An 18,790-nucleotide genomic window follows, 5' to 3' on the forward strand; every position below is an offset into this window, starting at 1 on the left:
TATGAAATCAATCAGTTCGCAGGCAGTGGCTATCTGGCCGTTATTGGTATTCGTCGCGGTTTTTCTCAGCTTCGGAATATATTATGATGATTTTTATGCCTTGCCCTCACCCGTCGCAGCGCTGATCGGTATTACGGCCGCTTTTATTCTGCTTAAAGGGACAATCAACCAAAAAGTGGACACCTTCCTGAAAGGTTGCGGCGACGGAAAAATCCTTACGATGTGCATCATTTACCTGCTTGCCGGCGCGTTTGCAACCGTTACGGAGGCGACGGGCAGCGTTGATTCAATCGTGAATTTGGGTCTCAATTATATTTCGCCGGCTTTTTTCCCGGTGGGTATTTTCGTCATCGCTTCATTTCTTTCATTTGCTGCCGGAACATCGGTCGGGTCGATCGTAACACTCGGCCCTATCATCATCGCCATGGCTGAAAAAAGTGAATCACCGCTAGGGCTGATTGGCGCATGTCTATTGGCAGGTGCTATGTTTGGCGATAATCTTTCGCTGATTTCCGACACGACGATTGCCGCCACCCAAAGCCTCGGTTGCCAGATGAAAGATAAGTTCCGCTACAACTCGAAAATTGCGTTGCCAGCTGCGGCGGTAGCAATAATCATCCTTACGGTCATTGGTTTTTCGCACGAACAGACGTCCGCCGCAAATGAGATTAAAGACTTCAACTTACTGTTGATTCTGCCCTACATCCTGGTCGTAGCGCTTTCGCTTGTAGGCCTGAATGTTTTTGTGGTGCTGTTCGCCGGTTTGCTGTTCGCGGGAATCTTAGGATTAGGATTTGGCAGTTTTGATTTCATAGGCTTTGCCAAAAAAACCTACGAAGGCTTTACGGGCATGACCGAAATCTTCCTGCTGTCGCTTCTCACAGGCGGTCTTGCCGCTTTGGTGGAAAAAGCGGGCGGCATAGCGTATTTACTTAAAAACATCAGCCGCATTATAAGTTCAAAAACAACAGCGCTTCTTGGGATTGGAGCTTTGGTCTCCGCGGCTAACCTTTGCGTGGCCAATAACACCATTTCCATTATAATCTCGGGAAAGATCGCAAAGGAAATCAGTGACAAATATGAGTTGCAGCCGCAGCAGAGCGCCTCTGTACTCGACATTTTTTCATGCTATATTCAGGGACTGATTCCTTATGGCGCACAGATTTTGATCCTCATTTCGCTGAGCAACTTTAAGATGAACTACCTCGAGCTTGTACAGAATGCGTATTACCTCCACATCCTGCTCATTTTCACGCTGGCGAGCGTTTTCTTCTCTAAGAAAAAACCAGCGCACATCAGTCTTCCCGATTCACTAAATCCATAGAAAAGGCTGGCAGGCAAATGGCAATATACTCGCATTCGTCATTAGACGGATTGCTGTAACGTACGCGCGCACCTTTTTCGATCAGGATGCTTTCGCCGCCGCTCAACATCACAGTTTCACCATCGATTTCAAATTGTTTTTTACCGCGCAGAATGTAAGTAAACTCGTCAAATTCCGGCGTTTGATGCGGCTCGCTCCAGTTTGGCGGTGCAACCATATGTGCAATCGAAATTCCGGGTGTGTCGGTGGAATTTCCCCAAATTTCTTTGATGAGTTTTCCGTCCGTCGTTGGAACGATCGATGGATTTTTCTGGATTTTATATTTTGCCATGCTGTTAATTCTGATTTAGTTGATTCAATCAAAATTAAATAAAAAAATCAGGAAAAATTCCTGGTTTAAAAAGTAAACTTAGTGTCATTCTTGATGACCGACAGCACAATATTGCTGTGATACTGGCCGATATTCGGGATATTGGCAATCACCGTTGTCATGAAACTGTTGTAATCTTTAATGTTTTTAGCGACGACCTTGATCATATAATCGTACTGGCCAGACAGACTCACGACCTCCATCACCTGCGGTTCCGCTTTTATTTTATCTTCAAACTCCTGAAGTTTGTCGTGCGACTGCTCTTTCAGAACGATATTACAGTACGCCATCAACTCAAATCCGGCGAGTTCCGGATCGATCAACACGACATTTTTGCGGATGATGCCGTTGTTTTTGAGCGATTTTATCCTTTCATAGGTGGCAGTAAAGGAAAGTCCGATTTTTTCCGCCAAGTCTTTCACCGAAACCGTTGAATCTTCCTGTAAGAAATTGAGGATTTTATGGTCTGTAAGGTCTAAAGCTTTCATACATTATTTAAATTTCTGGAAGACTTCTGCAAACTGTGCAGAAATCTCATCGAGGCACAAATCCCCAATACTTCCTTTGTGGGTGTGCTTTAAATCATCATTCCGGTAACTGTAGGAACCTTCTTCAATGGAATTTCCCACCTCGCGGTACGCTTCCCGGAAAGTCGCCCCATTCATTACCAATTCATTGATTTTTTCGACGCTGAAAAGATAATCATATTTCTCATCCTTCAAAATACCTTCTTTAATCTGGATATTATTAAGCATAAATTCAAAAATCTGCAGGCAATCTTTTAAATCCTGAATTCCCGGGAAAATGATTTCCTTGGTCAGCTGAAAATCTCTGTGATAACCGGACGGAAGGTTGTTCGTCAGTATTGTAAGTTCATTTGGAAGACTCTGAATTCGGGCAGATTTTGCACGGATCAGTTCAAAAACATCAGGATTTTTTTTGTGAGGCATAATGCTGCTTCCGGTGGTAAGTCCGGACGGAAAACTCAGGAAACCGTAGTTCTGATTGCTGAACAGGCAGATATCATACGCGAGTTTGCTTAATGTGGCCGCCACCGTACTCATTCCCATTGCCGTGATTTTCTCCGATTTTCCGCGCGTCATCTGCGCATAAACGGAATTAATATTCATTTTTTCCAGTCCCAGTTCTTTCGTTGTAAAATCCCGGTCCAAAGGAAACGAAGAACCGAATCCCGCGCCCGAACCCAACGGATTTTTTTGAACCACCGACAAAGCGGCGGCTAAAACTTCCAGATCCTCAGACAAGGATTCCGCGTAAGCGCTGAACCACAAGCCAAAAGAGGACGGCATACCGATCTGAAAATGCGTGTAGCCCGGCATCAATGCGGCTTTGTGAGTTTCTGCAAGATCAATTAAAACTTCAAATAAATTTTTTGAAAGCTGTGCAATCTCTTTTATTTCGGCTGCCAGATATAATTTGATTGCGAGTAAAACCTGGTCATTCCGTGATCTTCCGGTATGGATTTTCTTTCCGGCATCGCCCAGTTTTTGGGTAAGGTTGAATTCGATTTGACTATGGATATCCTCTACTCCATCGTTAATAGTAAGCAGATGATCTTTAGCCAAAACATACATTTCGTCCAATTCTTTTTGAATGGAATTGTTTTCATCTGGAGTTAATAAGCCAATTTTCGCCAGCATTTCACAATGCGCTTTGGTTCCGATAATATCGTACTGAGCCAGTAAAACATCGAAATCTTTGTCTTTACCAACGGTAAATTTTTCAATGATTTCCAAATGATTCTGATCTGCTGAATCTTTTGCCCACAATTTATTATGTTTCATCTTTAGAGGATATTAGAGAGAATTTTAATGTATTTTTCGATGCCTCCATCGAGTTCATGCTGATAAATAAATTCATCCGCCGTATGCGAACGGGTAGAATCTCCGGGACCAATTTTCACTGAATCGAACGGCATCAGCGCCTGATCCGAAACCGTGGGAGACCCGTATAAACTGCAGTTTTCCTTCTGCGCAGCAAACACAAAAGGATGATCTAAATTGATTTTTGAAGAATTTAAAGCCAATGATCTTGGTTGGATTTCCGACTCCAGTTCATTTCTGAAAATTTCTAAAATTTCCGAATTGGAATAATGCTCATTCGTGCGGACATCAATCGTAAAATGACACTGATCCGGAACCACATTATGTTGCGAACCGGCATTCACAATCGTTACGGTCGCTTTCACTTTTCCGAGAACTTCCGAAATTTTATCAAATTCAAAATTCTGAACTTTCTGAATATCACGAACCGCTTTATAAATCGAATTATCTTCATTAACATGAGCCGCATGAGATGCAGTTCCTTTCGCGACACAGTTTAGAACGATCAAGCCTTTTTCTGCAATCGCCAAATCCATTTTAGTAGGCTCACCCACAATGGCAAAATCTATATTCCCTAAATCTTCCAAAATGGATTTCACACCGTTCGCTCCGGAAATTTCTTCTTCTGCAGTGGTGGCGTAGATCAAATTATATTTAAGTTTTTCAGCGTAAAAATGCGTGAAAACGGCCCATAAACTCACCAAACTTGCGCCTGCATCATTGCTTCCCAAGCCAAAAATCTTTCCCTCTTTCTGTACGGCTTCGAAAGGATCAAGAGTGTACGCCGAATTTGGTTTTACCGTGTCATGATGGGAATTCAATAAAACTGTCGGTAAATTTTCGTCAAACTGAAGGTTTTTTGCCCAGATATTATTTCCTTTCCGCTGAAACGGAATATTTTTAAGATTTAAATACTTTTCAATAATCAGCGCAGTATTTTCTTCCTCCCGGCTGAAAGAAGGCGTTTCGATCAATTCGATCAGAAAATTCCGGGCGTCGTTCTTTAAGATCTCCATTAGTGCAAACTGATATTTGTTCCCGGATTTTCGTTGTTGAAATATTGCTCCAACGCGTCACTTTTAAGAATTCTGGCTTCTTCCACACCGTGATACAACGCCCTAAAAGCCGTCTGAAGTTTCGGAATCATTCCGTCAGCAATCTGTTTCGTTTCTTTCATTTGCTTAAAATCCGCTTTGGAAATGACAGGAATTACAGAATTTTCGTCGGTAATATCCTGCAGAACCCCACTTCGCTCAAAACAGTAAATAAGATGCGTTTTATATTTTGCCGACATCGCTTTGGCGATTTCAGCAGCCATTACATCGGCATTTGTATTTAAAAGGTCGCCCTCTTCGCTGATGCTGATTGAATTAACCACGGGAATGATGTTCCCGGCAATAAAATTTTCAAAAACCACATCATCAACTTTCACCACATCGCCAACAAATCCATAATTAATGACAGAAGCATCTCTTTTCTTCGAGACTACACAATTCAGATCTGCGCCGGAAAGTCCGATTGCCATAAGTTTTTGTGCCGACAAACCCGCCACGATATTTTTATTGATCAACCCCGCATAAACCATTGTGCAAAGCTCCAAAGTTTCACCAGAAGTGATGCGTCTTCCTTCAACCATCTGTTGGGGAATGAACAGTTTCTGTGCTAGGTCTGTCACTTTTTTTCCGCCGCCATGCACCAAGATTACCTTTTTGCCGGAATTAGCAATCGCTTTCAGACAGGTTTTCAATGTCTCCTTGCTGTTGATGGTTTCCCCACCGATTTTTATGATGAATAAATCTCCCATTTTACAATGAATTTTCGAGAATTTTCTTGATAATTAACTGTACTGAAATTGTTCTGTTATTGGCCTGCTCATAAATTAAAGAATTGGCAGAATCTAAAACCGCGTCACTCATTTCCAGATTTCTTCGGACCGGAAGACAGTGCATGAATTTCGTTTCAGGATTTGTTTTCAAAAACTCTTCACCTAAAAGCCAGTTTCCTTCCACCACAGGCATCGCACCATATTCATCATAAGACGACCAGTTTTTCACATAGACAAAATCAGCATCTTTCAAAGCTTCCTCCTGATTGTGATACACTTTTGCATCGCCCGTAAAATCTTCGCTTAAATCATAACCTTCAGGATTTGCGATGCAGAAATCGACGTCCGCAGCGTTCATCCATTCCGCGAAAGAATTACCAACTGCCTGCGGAAGCGGTTTGATGTGCGGCGCCCATGAAAGAACAACTTTCGGTTTCTGAGGTTTGTTCCAGTTTTCTCGGATCGTAATTAAATCCGCGAAACTCTGTAAAGGATGTCGAGTTGCAGATTCCAAGGAAATTACAGGAACGGTTGCGTATTTTATAAATGAATTCAGCACAAATTCGCTGTAATCTGCGTCGCGATCTTTCAAACCCGGAAAACATCTCAAACCGATGACATCGCAATATTCGCTCAGAACTTTTGCGGCGTCTTTGATATGTTCAACTGTAGAGCCGTCCATCACCGCGTTTTCTGCAAATTCCCAGTTCCAGGCATCCTGTCCGGCGTTGATGACCTGAACCTGCATTCCGAGATTCATTCCGGCTTTCTGGCTGCTCATTCTGGTTCTTAAACTTGGATTTAAAAACACCAATCCAAGCGTTTTATTTTTTCCTAAATCGCCAAAGCCGTAAAGATCTTTTTTAAGTTCCAAAGCTTCCTGAACAAGGATTTCAGGATTTGATATATCGTATATTGATGTGAAATTTTTCATTTTTAAATTGAATTTAGGACTGATTTTAAAGAAGAGATGAAATAATCCATTTCCGGATAAGAAATGGTAAGTGGCGGTAAAAGCCTCATGGTTAAAGGATCTGAAGCGCTTCCGACAAAGATTTTAAATTCTTCCCTTAATTTTTTTGAAACCTGAGCGGCCGGAATTTCAAAATCAATTCCTATCAAAAGTCCTTTTCCCCGGATTGCCTTGATCTGCGGAATCTCTTTTAATTTTTGAATTAAATATTTCCCTTTCTCTAAAGATTCCCGAATCAGATTTTCGTTTTCAATGATTTCAAGAACCGCAATAGCAGCGGCACAAGCAAGATGATTTCCGCCAAATGTGGTTCCGAGCATTTTGTGTTTTGCCTGAATTTTTGGGGAAATTAGAACTCCACCAATCGGGAAGCCATTCGCCATTCCTTTTGCTGTCGTGATGATATCAGGTTTCACATCAAAATACTGATGCGCGAAGAATTTTCCGCTTCTTGCGTAACCCGACTGAATTTCATCTGAAATAAAATAAACTGAATTTTCAATGCACAGCCTTTCAATTTTATTCATCAATTCCTGCGACGGAATCTGAATTCCGCCAATTCCCTGAATCCCTTCAATAATGACTCCGGCCAACTTCTGAATATTTTCAAAAAAAAGTTTTTCAAATTCTTCAACATTGTTCCATTCACAGAAGATAAAATTTTCGGTTTCGTTTACGGGTGCAACAATCGAAGGATCGTCTGTGGCAGCCACGACAGCGGAAGTCCGGCCGTGAAATGAATTTCTGAACGTAATAAATTTCTTTTTTCTTGAAGTGAAAGAAGCGACTTTCAGCGCATTTTCGTTTGCCTCCGCACCGGAATTGCCAAGAAATAAACTGTAATCTTCGTAACCGGAAATCTTTCCGAGCTTTTCCGCCAGTTCTTCCTGCAATTTATTGATCACCGAGTTGGAATAAAACCCAATCTGATCCAACTGGTTTTTGATTTTTGCCACATAATGCGGATGCGTGTGCCCAACAGAAATTACCGCGTGACCACCGTAAAAATCCAGATATTCGGTACCGTTTTCGTCCCAAAGTTTGCAGTTATCTGCCTTCACAATATTTACGGGCATCAACGGATATACATCAAATAATTTCATAATTAAAATACGGAAGGTTTAAGGTTAAGTCCGGCTTTTTCGTTGAAGCCAAACATAATATTCATATTCTGGATCGCCTGTCCGGAAGCGCCTTTCAAAAGATTATCGATTGCCACGTGAACGGCCAGATTTTTACCGACTTTTTCGATGTAAACAACGGCTTTGTTCGTGTTTACGACCTGTTTCAAATCGATTGGACTTGCTGAAACAAAGACAAACTTCGAATATTTGTATGCGTATTTATAGATTTCCTCAATTTCAACCTGGTGAAAATCGCTTTCCATCATCAAGGAAACGAAAATTCCACGCGTAAAATCACCGCGCCATGGGATGAAATTGATCTCCGTTTTTGTATCAGAAATCAGGGAAATGCTTTTTTCAATTTCCGCAATGTGCTGGTGAATAAAGGTTTTATAAGGTGAAATATTATCGCTTCGCCAGTTAAAATTCAGCGTCTGATGCAGCGCTTTTCCGGCACCTGTAGAACCTGTAATTCCAACGCACTGGATTTTTTCGATTTTTTCCTGCTTCAAAATCGGCAGAATTCCTAATTGAATCGCAGTAGCGAAACATCCGGGATTGGCGATATAAGAAGACTTCGCGATTTTTTCTTTGTTGAATTCTGAAAGTCCGTAGATGAATTTCTTATCGTTCCATTCTTCATCAACACGAAAATCGTTTCCAAGATCGATAATTTTGGTTTCAGGAGCGATGCCTTTTTCGTTTTCGATGAGCCAGTTTTTACTTTCACCATGCGGAAGACAAAGGAAAATAATATCCGCAGGCTGGGCTAAATTTTCGAATTTGAGACTGGTTTCTCCAACAAGATCTTTATGAACATCGGTAATAAAATAGCCTTGAAGACTTTGGCTCGTCACGAAAGAAATCTCCACATTCGGGTGATACAGCAAAATTCTGATTAATTCTCCTGCTGTAAATCCTGTCCCCCCAACAATTCCTGCTTTTATTTTTTCCATATTAATTCTTGTTGTTTACCTGATGATAAATGCTCAGCGCATTCGAATATATTTTTGAGAAACCTTTCACGTCAGATTCCGTCCAGGTTTTGTTCATTTCTCCGTAAGAACCGAAATCAGATGACATCAAATCATTTGGAGATTCAATTCCGATCAAACTGAAATGATAGGGTTTTAGTAAAATTTTCACTTTTCCGTTGACGGTTTTCTGAGAGCTTTCGAAAAGTGCTTCAAAGTCTTTCATCACGGGATCGAGTACGAGACCGTCGTGAAGGTAATTTCCATAAGAAAGGCTCAACTGGTCTTTAATTAAAAGCTGATTTTTCGTCAGCGTATGTTTTTCCAACAAATGATGCGCTTTCAGAATAATTAAAGGCGCCGCCGCCTCGAAGCTTACGCGGCCTTTAATTCCGATAATCGTGTCGCCGACGTGCGTGTCGCGGCCAATTCCGAAAGCCTGCGCAATTTCCTGGATTTTCTGGATTGCTTCGATCGGTTTTGAAAATTCCTCATCATTTACAGCTTTAATTTCCCCTTTTTCGAAAGTGATGGACATTTCTTCATGTTCGGTTTTTGAAACCTGAGTTGGATAAGCGGTTTCAGGAAGCGACAGGTTGGAAGTAAGCGTTTCTTTTCCGCCCACGGAAGTTCCCCAAAGTCCTTTATTGATGGAATACTGGGATTTTTCAAAATTGATTTCGAAACCGTTTTTCTTCAAAAATTCAATCTCTTCATTTCTGGAAAGTTTCAGATCACGGATTGGCGTAATGATTTCAACTTCCGGCAAAAGAATCTGGAAAATGCTGTCGAAACGAACCTGATCATTTCCCGCACCTGTACTTCCGTGCGCGATGGATTTTGCACCGATTTTTTTGGCATAATCAGCAATTGCAGTTGCCTGAAAAACTCTTTCAGAACTTACCGAAAGCGGATATGTATTGTTTTTTAAAACATTCCCGAAGATTAAATATTTGATACATTTTTCGTAATAATTCTCCGCATCATCTATAACGTGGAAAGATTTTACGCCCAACTGATAAGCGCGCTCCTCCGTTTTTTTAATTTCCTCTTCGGAAAATCCGCCGAGGTTTACCATCACCGCATGCACTTCCAGCTGCTTTACTTTTGAAAGGTAAACGGCGCAAAAAGAAGTATCGAGGCCGCCGCTATAAGCTAAAACTACTTTTTCCATAACATTGTTCTTATTTTTTTGAATTTTGAAAATAACTTCTGGTCATCTTCCGCTTCGGTTTTTTTACTATTTTCAGGTTCTTTCGCTTCACTTGGATTGTAAAGCATTGCGGTACAAAGGCAGTTTTTGCGCTCTTTGCTTTTGAGGATTTCGAAATTCACGCAGCTTTGGCATCCACTCCAGAAAACATCATCCTGGGTGAGCTCTGAGTAAGTAACCGGTTTATAACCAAGATTGCTGTTGATTTTCATCACGGCAAGTCCCGTGGTGAGGCCAAAAAGTTTTGCGTCGGGATATTTTGTTCGGGAATAATCGAAAATGACTTCTTTGATTTTCCTAGCCAATCCTTCATTCCTGAATTTTCTGGAAACTATCAACCCGGAATTCGCCACATAAGTCTTATTGCTCCAGGTTTCGATATAACAGAAGCCGGCCCACTCGTCGGCCGCAGAAAAAGCCATCACAGCCTTGCCTTCATTAATTTTTTCTTCAAGGTAAGAAGCGGTACGTTTTGCGATTCCCGTTCCGCGTTCCTTAGCAGATTCCTCAATTTCTCTCAAGATTACCGGTACATATTTTAAGTCCTGCACCTCTGCAACTTTTACTGTAAATTTCGTATTCACTGTACGTTTATCTAATTAAGTCGGCAAAAATAGATATTTTTTGTTTATTACAAAATGTTTTTAGATATATTTTTCAAAAAAGAGGGTCATCTCGAGCATAATTATCTACGAAACCTTTTGATTTAAGATAAAAATTCTGTTCGCAAATCGCCAAAAAAAATCCCTCTCAATAAATTGAAAGGGATGAAACGCGATATATTTTAAAGCTACATCAAAAATATGTTGACATGCTTTATAGCGTGCGCAAATTCTTAAAATCTATTTACACACCGTACAGTAATTTGCAATGCCACAATCATTACACATTTTGCAGTTTGCCGCATTGAAATAATCTGCCTCATTACAGCCATAGACTTTTGCAAAATATTCATACGCTTTCTGGCATTTTGCGGTTCCTTTTGGGATTGGAACCGTGTTTTGGGAGCCTGCAGGACAGGTAAACGTAAAATCATAGCCCGGAAGCTGCGTCGCACTCGGTTCTACAACTTCTTCTTCGTCCCTGCCGAATAGGTCTTCAAAACAACTTACGTTAATTACCGACATCGCGAAAATCAACGAAATCAAAAATAACAGTTTTTTCATGGTTTATTTTTTTATTAATGGAATTTATTACTAAAACAAATTTAGACTATACATTCAATCAATACAATCCCACTTTCGAGTGATTTTTAATAATTTAGAAATATCTGAAAACCAAAAAAAAACCCTTTCACTATTGTGAAAGGGATTGAATATGAAACTTATCAACTTAAAACTGCATTTCGGGAATTTCCCCTTCGACGATGAGTTCGGCTTCGGTGGCTTTAATAATATCCTCGACTGAAACTCCGGGCGCTCGCTCCAAAAGTTTGAAACCATTTGGCGTAACATCCATCACAGCCAATTCGGTCACCACTTTTTTCACACAACCAACTCCGGTCAAGGGAAGCGTACATTTTTTGAGGATTTTGCTTTCACCAGCTTTGTTTACGTGCATCATCGCGACGATAATATTCTCCGCCGACGCCACTAAATCCATGGCGCCGCCCATACCTTTCACCAATTTTCCCGGAATTTTCCAGTTGGCTATATCACCGTTTTCGGAAACTTCCATCGCTCCAAGAATGGTAAGATCCACTTTTTTGCTGCGGATCATTCCAAAACTGAAAGCAGAATCGAAAAATGAAGCGCCCGGAAGTGTTGTTATCGTCTGTTTTCCGGCATTAATTAAGTCCGGATCCTCTTCGCCTTCGTAAGGAAAAGGACCCATCCCGAGCACCCCATTTTCACTCTGAAATTCCACGGAAATGTCCTGCGGAACATAGTTTGCGACTAAAGTGGGAATTCCAATACCGAGATTTACATAATAGCGGTCTTTAACTTCCTTTGAAATTCGCTGTGCGATTTGTTCTTTTGTCAACATTATGCTTCTCTTTTTCGGGTTGTACGCTGCTCGATTCTCTTTTCATATTTCTCACCCTGAAAGATGCGCTGCACCATAATTCCGGGGATGTGAATTTGATTTGGATCCAGTTCGCCCGGTTCCACAAGTTCTTCCACTTCAGCGATAGTTATTTTTCCGGCGCCAGCCATTGGCGCATTGAAATTACGTGCAGTTCCTCTAAATATTAAATTTCCTGCGTAATCACCTTTCCAGGCTTTTACTATAGAGAAGTCTGCTTTATACGCATGCTCAAGGATATGCATCTTACCGTCAAATTCTTTTGTTTCCTTGCCTTCAGCTACTTCGGTTCCATAGCCTGCAGGTGTATAAAATGCCGGAATTCCGTGTTGTGCAGCGCGACATTTTTCGGCTAAAGTTCCCTGTGGTGTCAATTCCACTTCCAGTTCACCGGAAAGCATCTGTCTTTCGAACTCAGCATTTTCTCCCACATAGGAAGCGATCATCTTTTTGATTTGCTTTTTCTGAAGCAAAAGTCCGAGGCCGAAATCGTCTACTCCGGCGTTATTGGAAATACAGGTAAGGTTGGTGACATTGCTTTCTACCAATTGATTGATACAATTCTCCGGAATACCGGAGAGGCCGAAGCCGCCTACTATTAATGTCATGCCGGCGGAAATGCCTTCTATGGCTTCCTGAGCGTTTTTTACTCTTTTGTCGATCATTGTTTTTACACGTTTTTTCGGTTACTAAATTTAGGTTTTTTTTTGAGATTAAGGGTTTTGAAAAACGGCATTGATTTTCAGCGTGTACCGCGTGAGGGATGGCAGCGGCATCCCCCTCGTCCCCTGCTAAGGGGCGAGGGGATATAGCGAACAGCCCGACCCGATGAGAGGAATGGAGCGCGAGCGGCCGCAGGCCGCGAGCGTGAAATGACCGAAGAGGGACACGCCCAGATTGAGATGAGGAGTTGGAGTGTTTGAGTTTTTGAGTTTTTGAGTGGTGAATCAGTGGTTTTTAATTGATGAAAAGAACACGACATTATTTCGGTTAAGATGTTGGCTGGTAATAATTTTTGTGCTATTTTTGCAGCCTGTTAATCAACCTCTGACGAAGGACGTGAATGTTGCTTGGCTAGACAAAAAATTTTTTATTTAAAAAATGGATTTATTAAAGTACGTACAAGACAAGTACATTGCTAAGAAAGAATTCCCTGAATTCAAAGCCGGTGACACCATCACTGTGTATTACGAAATTAAAGAAGGTGCTAAAACGAGAACTCAGTTCTTCAAAGGAACTGTAATCCAGCTAAGAGGTACCGGTCTTACGAAGACTTTCACCATCCGTAAAATGAGTGGTGATGTAGGTGTAGAGAGAGTTTTCCCTATTAACATGCCTGCACTTCAGAAAATTGAAGTTGACAGAAGAGGTAAAGTTCGCAGAGCGAGAATCTACTACTTCCGTAACCTACGTGGTAAAAAAGCGAGAATCAAAGACGCTGCATACAAAAAGTAATTCAGACTTACTTCATAAGAAAACCCATCAGATTTGTTCTGGTGGGTTTTTTGTTGCTGAAATGCCGGTGCATTCTACACGACTGCGCCAAAATGCAGGCAGCGAAAATGATAATACAGTTGCAAGCCTACTTTTTTATTAACAGTTTGGTTGAATAATTCGTGTCCTGGCCTAAAGCTTTTACGAAGTACACGCCATTTGGCAATGCGTGCGTATCTACGGCTTCAGAGCCTGAAATTTTTTGGGTTGAAACTAATTTGCCGGTGGCGTCGAAGATTTCGACATGTATTTTTCCTAACCCGTTTTTAGCGGGTTTGATATACAATTCATTTTTCGCCGGATTTGGATAGATTGTACCGCATTTATCTGAAGTTAGGACGCCGCTGCTGCCTAAAACTAAATTCGAATAGAATATCTTATGACCTGCCGGATTGGTAACTACCAGATTTCTACCGGCAGACACCTCGTTATACTCAAAATAGAAACGGTCTAAAGGCTGCGACGGATAATAAAAATCCATCACTATGTTGTCGAAATCCCGCATCTCCTGAAGTCCCGGATCCCAAATATCTATGTAGGATCTGACGAGGTTTTGAAGCTGGAAGTAAGCCGCGTTATTCGGACCGAATGTAAGCTGACCAGTACAGTAGTTAAAAAAACGTGATTCGAATGTATTATTTTGAGCATTGAAAATCACTTTGCCGGATTCTTTAAAGGACTCGGGCGGATAATAATCGGTACCATTCCAATTAATTTTCATGATTGTCCAATCAGTACTTTGCAGCAAATGACTGTAAGGCTGTGACCACGCAACGCTTGAAAGTACTGCGAAAATGAGAATGTAAATTTTTTTCATGATGTGTGTGTTTTTAGTAAATTAAAGTTATCAAAATTTTAACGATGATTAAAAATATATACAACCGGTACAGGTATCGAGCGGCAAAAGCGGGACGATCACTCCAAAAAAACGCAGTAGAACCATCCCGCAAACAAAACCGCCCTGCAAAAGCAGAGCGGCTATTAGAAATCTGATTCTTGAAATTACTTTCTGATAATCAGTTTAGATGAATAATCTATACCCAATCCTGAAGCTTTCACGACGTATACGCCATTTGGCAGCGACTGTGTATTCACCGCCTCAGAGGCAGCCACTTTTTGGCTCGTTACTAGCTTCCCTGAAGCATCGTAGATCTGAACCATTACTTTACCCGCAATGTTTTTAGAAGTTTGCAGGAAGAATTCGTTCTTCGCCGGGTTCGGATAGATCGTGATTCCACGATCCGCAGCCACATTACCAGTAGCAAGCGTAGTACATGCCGGATCAGGTGTCGGTTCTGTGTAGTCACCTTGCTGATCATTGATGTTAGTTGCTGACCCTGCTGAAGCATTAACCCCAAGACCGCGTCTTGCAAATACGCTCCAAATCATGCATTTATCCTGTTTGCCTGTTGTAGCTTCTTCGGCAGCCAAAATAGCGTTTCGACCCTGGATAAATCCTGGATTTGTAGGCGTAAGTTTAAGTGCGTCAACTACAAGCTGAAGAACTCTTGCACTTCCACTGTTCGGGTTGGCCATCACATCTGATGCATAACCGTACTTTTCAACATATTTCCAGTGCAGATCCCAAAGCATGCTTGCCCACACGAAACCGATAGAGTGAACATCAGGAACAAGTGCGCCAGCAGTGTTGGTATATTCCATTCCGTTTGTGTCACCGTATTCATAATTATTAATTCCAAAATCCGGTGAATACTGTGCCGGGCGAATCCCTAAACCTGTAATTGGTTCCGTAGTAGCATAAGTCCCGATTCCACGTGGAACTGAAGCGTCATCTCCCGGACGGTTGGTAAGCATCAAAGCAAAGAAATCTGACCAGCCCTCACCCATCTGTTCTTTGTTTATCGAAGAGCTCAGCTGCCCTACCAATCTTGTAGAAATTCCGTGACCGTATTCATGAATTACGATTCCGTTATCAAAACTTCCATCACGTGTTTTCTGCATCAGGGGATCGTACTTCAGCGTAATATTTACAGGAGCAGATGCCTGCAGCAAACCTTTCATGTAAACTCCTTCTGAATTCTCGATAAGTACCGAAGGAATCGTGATCGTAGGGTCTACGCCGGCCATACCTGCTGTAGGAGTAGACGTTGGTAAGCTATAAATAATAGCAGCTACGGCGCCGGCATTCTGTGCATTTTTAACTTTAACCACAAAATCGCAGCTTCCTCTTTCTACCAGGCCAATAAGACCCGTAAGTGAACCTGCAGGTAATGCTGTACATGCATCCAGAACCGGTGAAAGTTTCACATCAGCTGTAACTCCCGTTGCCGTAAGTGCTGGTCCGAAAGTGGTGGAAATGTAGTTCTGTACTACGCGACCCACGGCTTCAGGAGGTGAATTATAATACACACGCTCAATCACAGACGGATCCCAAAGGTACATCTGCATTCTTGGACGCGTACCGTCACCCGGCGTAGCAAAGTTTGCGTTATTTGTACCACCGCCATCCTGTGCTTCAGCCTGAACATAATCATTCTGATTGCCGCCTTTACCGAAGTTCCAGGCCTGGAAGTTACGCGCAGTCTCAGTGAAACCAAGACGATAGAAAATATCGTGAATCTTGTTATTTACATAGAAAAGGTTCGAGATAGCTGCATTCATGTTACCTGCTGTATCATTTACCGTAAACGGGAAATCGAAAACGCGGTTTGCGCCACCATCTGCATAGGCTCCCGGTGCATTGTTGTTGGCCTTGTCTTCATAAGCCATCACATTGTTTCCGCGGGTTGTGGTGTAAGTTCCGGTGTAAGTTCCGCCAGGAATTGTGTGCCAACCTTCAGGTGAGGCATCTGCAAACCAAGGATTTGAAACCAACTGACGTCCACCGTGGCTTGGGCTTTCCACAGGTAGTGGAAATACGCGGTAACTCGCGTCCTGCGGAGCTGCTGCTACTGCTTTTGCGGTATTTGAGAAATCATTTAAAAAGCCTTCCGGTGTATGTGCCGAATAATCGTGGTGATAGGCATCATGCTTAAATGAGCAGGACACGGTAAGGTTTTCTTTGCTTAATATTTCACCGGTAGCAGCATCAGCTAAGATATCCCAGTAATTTGATGTTCCTTTTTCTTCAAATACGAACTCGTGGCAAAGCTTCAGGTCATTGGATGGCGTAAGGTAATACACCATTCTTGTTTTCACGAACGGCACGTCCAAATCTGCATCTTTAATGCTGATTAATCTGTAATCTGCACTGTTTTTCAGGTTAAGAGTCTGTGCTACGTTCTGGAAGATGGATTTCTCTGCGCGCGCCGATGAAGGCTGCGATACATGAGTGTAAGTCTTTGCAAAATTATCGGTAAAATAATTGATCCTGCTGTCTTTTACAAGTGCTGTAGCCACCGCGTTGTAAACCGGAATTCCGTTGTACGATTGCTGAACTTTAATTACATCCGCATTCATCGATTTCGAAAAATCCTGTGCGATAATCTCGAAATTATTGAGGTCGGCTTTCATAAATGTATTCTTCGATGACATGTGCTGCTTTATTATGGACTGGAAATCCTGTGCAGACGTGTTACCAAAAGAAAACATCAGACAAACTGCCGCAATTTTCAAAGGTAAATTTCTGTTTTTCATATATATTGATTATTAGGCACCGAATTTATAAAAAATATAGACATGTGCTAACTTTTTTTTACAAAAAAACGCCTCCGGTTGCGGAGGCGTCATTTATAAAGATTTGTAAGGATTAGTTCCCTTCCATTTTCTTTTTAAGTTCTGCAAGAACGTCAAGATCTCCCAGTGTAGATTTCTCTTCGTTACCTGTAGAAGTCATTGATGAACGTGAAGAAGAATTGTCTTTCACATTCTTTCTTTCCTCATCTCTGAAAGTTGCAGTGTGAGACACTACTACTCTCTTGAATTCTTTGTTGAATTCGATTACTTTGAACTGAGCATCTTCACCTTTCTTGATTTTAGATCCGTCTTCCTTCTCTAATAATCTAGATGGGCAGAAAGCTTCTACTTCAGCATCTTCTAACTGTACCTGAGCTCCCTTGTCGAAAACTTCTGTAGTTTTACCAGCGTGCACTGTTCCTTCAGCATATTTAGTTTCGAATTTATCCCAAGGGTTCTCAAGAAGTTGCTTGTGACCTAATGAAAGTCTTCTTGCAGCTGTATCCAATTCAAGAACTACAACTTTAAGTTTATCACCGACGTTGCAGAATTCGGATGGATGCTTGATTTTCTTAGTCCAGGAAAGATCAGAGATGTAGATAAGACCATCGATACCTTCTTCTAACTCTACGAATACACCGAAGTTAGTGAAGTTTCTTACAGTACCTGTATGCTCAGAACCTACTGGGTATTTAGACTCAATATTAGACCATGGATCTTCGTTAAGCTGCTTCATACCTAGAGAAATTTTTCTGTCTTCTCTGTCTAAAGTTAAAACTTCAGCTTCTACTTCATCACCTACTTTCACGAAATCACCAGCGCTTCTCAAGTGAGTAGACCAAGACATTTCAGATACGTGGATCAATCCTTCAACACCTGGAGCAACTTCTACAAATGCACCATAGTCAGCAAGAACCACTACTTTACCTTTAACTCTGTCACCCACTTTCATGTCAGCAGAAAGTGCATCCCAAGGATGAGCTTCAAGCTGCTTCATACCAAGTTGGATTCTTGTTTTCTCATCATCGAAATCAAGGATTACCACTTTTACAGTTTCACCGTCTGAAAGGATCTCAGATGGGTGGTTAACTCTAGACCAGGAAAGGTCTGTAATGTGGATAAGTCCGTCAACACCTCCAAGATCAACGAATACACCGTAAGAAGTGATGTTTTTAACAGTTCCTTCAAGAACCTGACCTTTTTCAAGCTGACCGATGATCTCTCTCTTCTGACCTTCAAGGTCTGCCTCGATAAGAGCTTTGTGAGATACAACAACGTTTTTGAACTCTGGGTTGATTTTCACAACTTTGAATTCCATTGTTTTACCAACGAACTGATCGTAATCTTTGATAGGCTTCACATCAATCTGTGAACCTGGCAAGAACGCCTCGATGCCGTGTACGTCTACGATCATACCACCTTTCGTTCTTGACTTTACGAAACCGTTTACGATTTCACCAGTTTCGTGAAGCTCGTTAACTTTATCCCAAGCTTTCAGCGTTCTGGCTTTTTTATGAGAAAGCTGTAGCTGTCCAGACTTGTCTTCTCTTCTGTCAACCATTACTTCTACTTCATCACCTACCTGCAATCCTTGGTTGTAACGGAATTCGTTAAGAGAGATTACACCTTCAGACTTGAAGTTAATGTCAACGATCGCCTCTTTGTCAGTAAGTCTTACAACTCTACCTACAAGAACGTCATTGTCCTGAAGATTGTTAAGAGAACCGTTGTAGATTTCCTCTAAATCGCTTTTCTCTTTTCTAGCGTCTGCATCAAGACCTGATTCGAATGAATCCCAATCAAACTGCTCTGGTGCTACGTTTTGGTTCAAAAGAACCTCTGCTTTGTCTGTCGTTTCTGACATAATAAAATAATTTGTATTCCTTATTTTTCAATCTTTGGCTTAATGTGGTTAATGAAAAATACGGAAGATGTTAATTGTTAATGTTTTAACTTTGCCAAATGCTTCCACAAAAAGTGGTGCAAAA

At 41.6% G+C, this 18,790-nt stretch carries 18 protein-coding genes; 2 read left to right on the forward strand and 16 right to left on the reverse strand.

The annotated features are described in order from the left end of the window. Position 1 precedes the first annotated feature (1 nt). Complete coding sequence (locus QEP06_RS03055) at positions 2-1,324, forward strand: Na+/H+ antiporter NhaC family protein (protein ID WP_285269018.1); 1,323 nt, start codon at positions 2-4, stop codon at positions 1,322-1,324. On the opposite strand, the gene QEP06_RS03060 is transcribed toward QEP06_RS03055, so the two are convergent. The 13 genes from QEP06_RS03060 to QEP06_RS03120 all read right to left on the reverse strand — a co-directional run bounded on the left by QEP06_RS03060 (position 1,296) and on the right by QEP06_RS03120 (position 12,337). Then, positions 1,296-1,655, reverse strand: a complete 360-nt coding sequence (locus QEP06_RS03060) for a cupin domain-containing protein (protein ID WP_285269019.1) — start codon at positions 1,653-1,655, stop codon at positions 1,296-1,298. The genes QEP06_RS03055 and QEP06_RS03060 overlap by 29 nt on opposite strands. 65 nt (positions 1,656-1,720) lie before the next feature. Then, the gene (locus tag QEP06_RS03065) at positions 1,721-2,182 is read right to left on the reverse strand and encodes an Lrp/AsnC family transcriptional regulator (RefSeq protein ID WP_251833119.1); all 462 of its coding nucleotides are present in this window, start codon (positions 2,180-2,182) and stop codon (positions 1,721-1,723) included. A 3-nt stretch (positions 2,183-2,185) separates the two neighbouring features. Continuing rightward, positions 2,186-3,499: an argininosuccinate lyase gene (gene argH / locus QEP06_RS03070; RefSeq protein ID WP_285269020.1), complete on the reverse strand. Its 1,314-nt coding sequence runs from the start codon at positions 3,497-3,499 to the stop codon at positions 2,186-2,188. Positions 3,500-3,501: 2 nt separating this feature from the next. After that, complete coding sequence (locus QEP06_RS03075) at positions 3,502-4,554, reverse strand: M20 family metallo-hydrolase (RefSeq protein ID WP_285269021.1); 1,053 nt, start codon at positions 4,552-4,554, stop codon at positions 3,502-3,504. Continuing rightward, the gene (gene argB / locus QEP06_RS03080) at positions 4,554-5,342 is read right to left on the reverse strand and encodes an acetylglutamate kinase (protein WP_285269022.1); all 789 of its coding nucleotides are present in this window, start codon (positions 5,340-5,342) and stop codon (positions 4,554-4,556) included. The genes QEP06_RS03075 and argB overlap by 1 nt, the downstream gene beginning before the upstream one ends. Before the next feature lies 1 nt (position 5,343). Continuing rightward, positions 5,344-6,297 carry a Rossmann-fold NAD(P)-binding domain-containing protein gene (locus QEP06_RS03085; RefSeq protein ID WP_285269023.1) on the reverse strand — a complete coding sequence of 318 codons (954 nt, stop codon included), beginning with the start codon at positions 6,295-6,297 and terminating at the stop codon, positions 5,344-5,346. Positions 6,298-6,299: 2 nt separating this feature from the next. Continuing rightward, complete coding sequence (locus QEP06_RS03090) at positions 6,300-7,439, reverse strand: aspartate aminotransferase family protein (RefSeq protein WP_285269024.1); 1,140 nt, start codon at positions 7,437-7,439, stop codon at positions 6,300-6,302. Between the two features lie 2 nt (positions 7,440-7,441). After that, positions 7,442-8,416: an N-acetyl-gamma-glutamyl-phosphate reductase gene (argC, locus tag QEP06_RS03095; RefSeq protein ID WP_285269025.1), complete on the reverse strand. Its 975-nt coding sequence runs from the start codon at positions 8,414-8,416 to the stop codon at positions 7,442-7,444. A 1-nt stretch (position 8,417) separates the two neighbouring features. Next, positions 8,418-9,608, reverse strand: coding sequence for an argininosuccinate synthase (gene argG, locus QEP06_RS03100; protein ID WP_285269026.1), 1,191 nt, complete (start codon positions 9,606-9,608; stop codon positions 8,418-8,420). Then, on the reverse strand, positions 9,596-10,231 hold the full coding sequence (locus QEP06_RS03105) for an N-acetyltransferase (RefSeq protein ID WP_425256173.1): 636 nt from the start codon (positions 10,229-10,231) through the stop codon (positions 9,596-9,598). The genes argG and QEP06_RS03105 overlap by 13 nt, the downstream gene beginning before the upstream one ends. A 258-nt stretch (positions 10,232-10,489) precedes the next feature. Beyond that, the gene (locus tag QEP06_RS03110; RefSeq protein ID WP_285269027.1) at positions 10,490-10,813 is read right to left on the reverse strand and encodes a hypothetical protein; all 324 of its coding nucleotides are present in this window, start codon (positions 10,811-10,813) and stop codon (positions 10,490-10,492) included. Between the two features lie 166 nt (positions 10,814-10,979). After that, the gene (locus tag QEP06_RS03115) at positions 10,980-11,633 is read right to left on the reverse strand and encodes a CoA transferase subunit B (RefSeq protein WP_285269028.1); all 654 of its coding nucleotides are present in this window, start codon (positions 11,631-11,633) and stop codon (positions 10,980-10,982) included. Next, a complete protein-coding gene (locus QEP06_RS03120; protein ID WP_285269029.1) occupies positions 11,633-12,337 on the reverse strand; it encodes a CoA transferase subunit A in 705 nt (234 codons plus the stop codon). The genes QEP06_RS03115 and QEP06_RS03120 overlap by 1 nt, the downstream gene beginning before the upstream one ends. Before the next feature lie 436 nt (positions 12,338-12,773). On the opposite strand from QEP06_RS03120, the gene rplS reads away from it, so the two are divergent. Then, positions 12,774-13,127: a 50S ribosomal protein L19 gene (gene rplS, locus QEP06_RS03125; protein ID WP_122027716.1), complete on the forward strand. Its 354-nt coding sequence runs from the start codon at positions 12,774-12,776 to the stop codon at positions 13,125-13,127. Positions 13,128-13,254: 127 nt separating this feature from the next. Here the strand turns inward: rplS and QEP06_RS03130 are convergent, their stop codons facing one another. From QEP06_RS03130 to rpsA, 3 genes are all read right to left on the reverse strand, one after another. Further along, positions 13,255-13,983: a T9SS type A sorting domain-containing protein gene (locus tag QEP06_RS03130; protein WP_285269030.1), complete on the reverse strand. Its 729-nt coding sequence runs from the start codon at positions 13,981-13,983 to the stop codon at positions 13,255-13,257. 185 nt (positions 13,984-14,168) lie between these two features. Further along, positions 14,169-16,763, reverse strand: a complete 2,595-nt coding sequence (locus QEP06_RS03135; RefSeq protein ID WP_285269031.1) for a T9SS-dependent M36 family metallopeptidase — start codon at positions 16,761-16,763, stop codon at positions 14,169-14,171. Positions 16,764-16,875: 112 nt separating this feature from the next. Beyond that, positions 16,876-18,666 (reverse strand): 30S ribosomal protein S1, encoded by a 1,791-nt coding sequence (gene rpsA / locus QEP06_RS03140; protein ID WP_285269032.1) that lies wholly within the window; start codon positions 18,664-18,666, stop codon positions 16,876-16,878. Positions 18,667-18,790: the final 124 nt, after the last annotated feature.

Origin of the sequence: Kaistella rhinocerotis (assembly GCF_030243905.1) — a bacterium.
GTDB lineage: Bacteria > Bacteroidota > Bacteroidia > Flavobacteriales > Weeksellaceae > Kaistella > Kaistella rhinocerotis.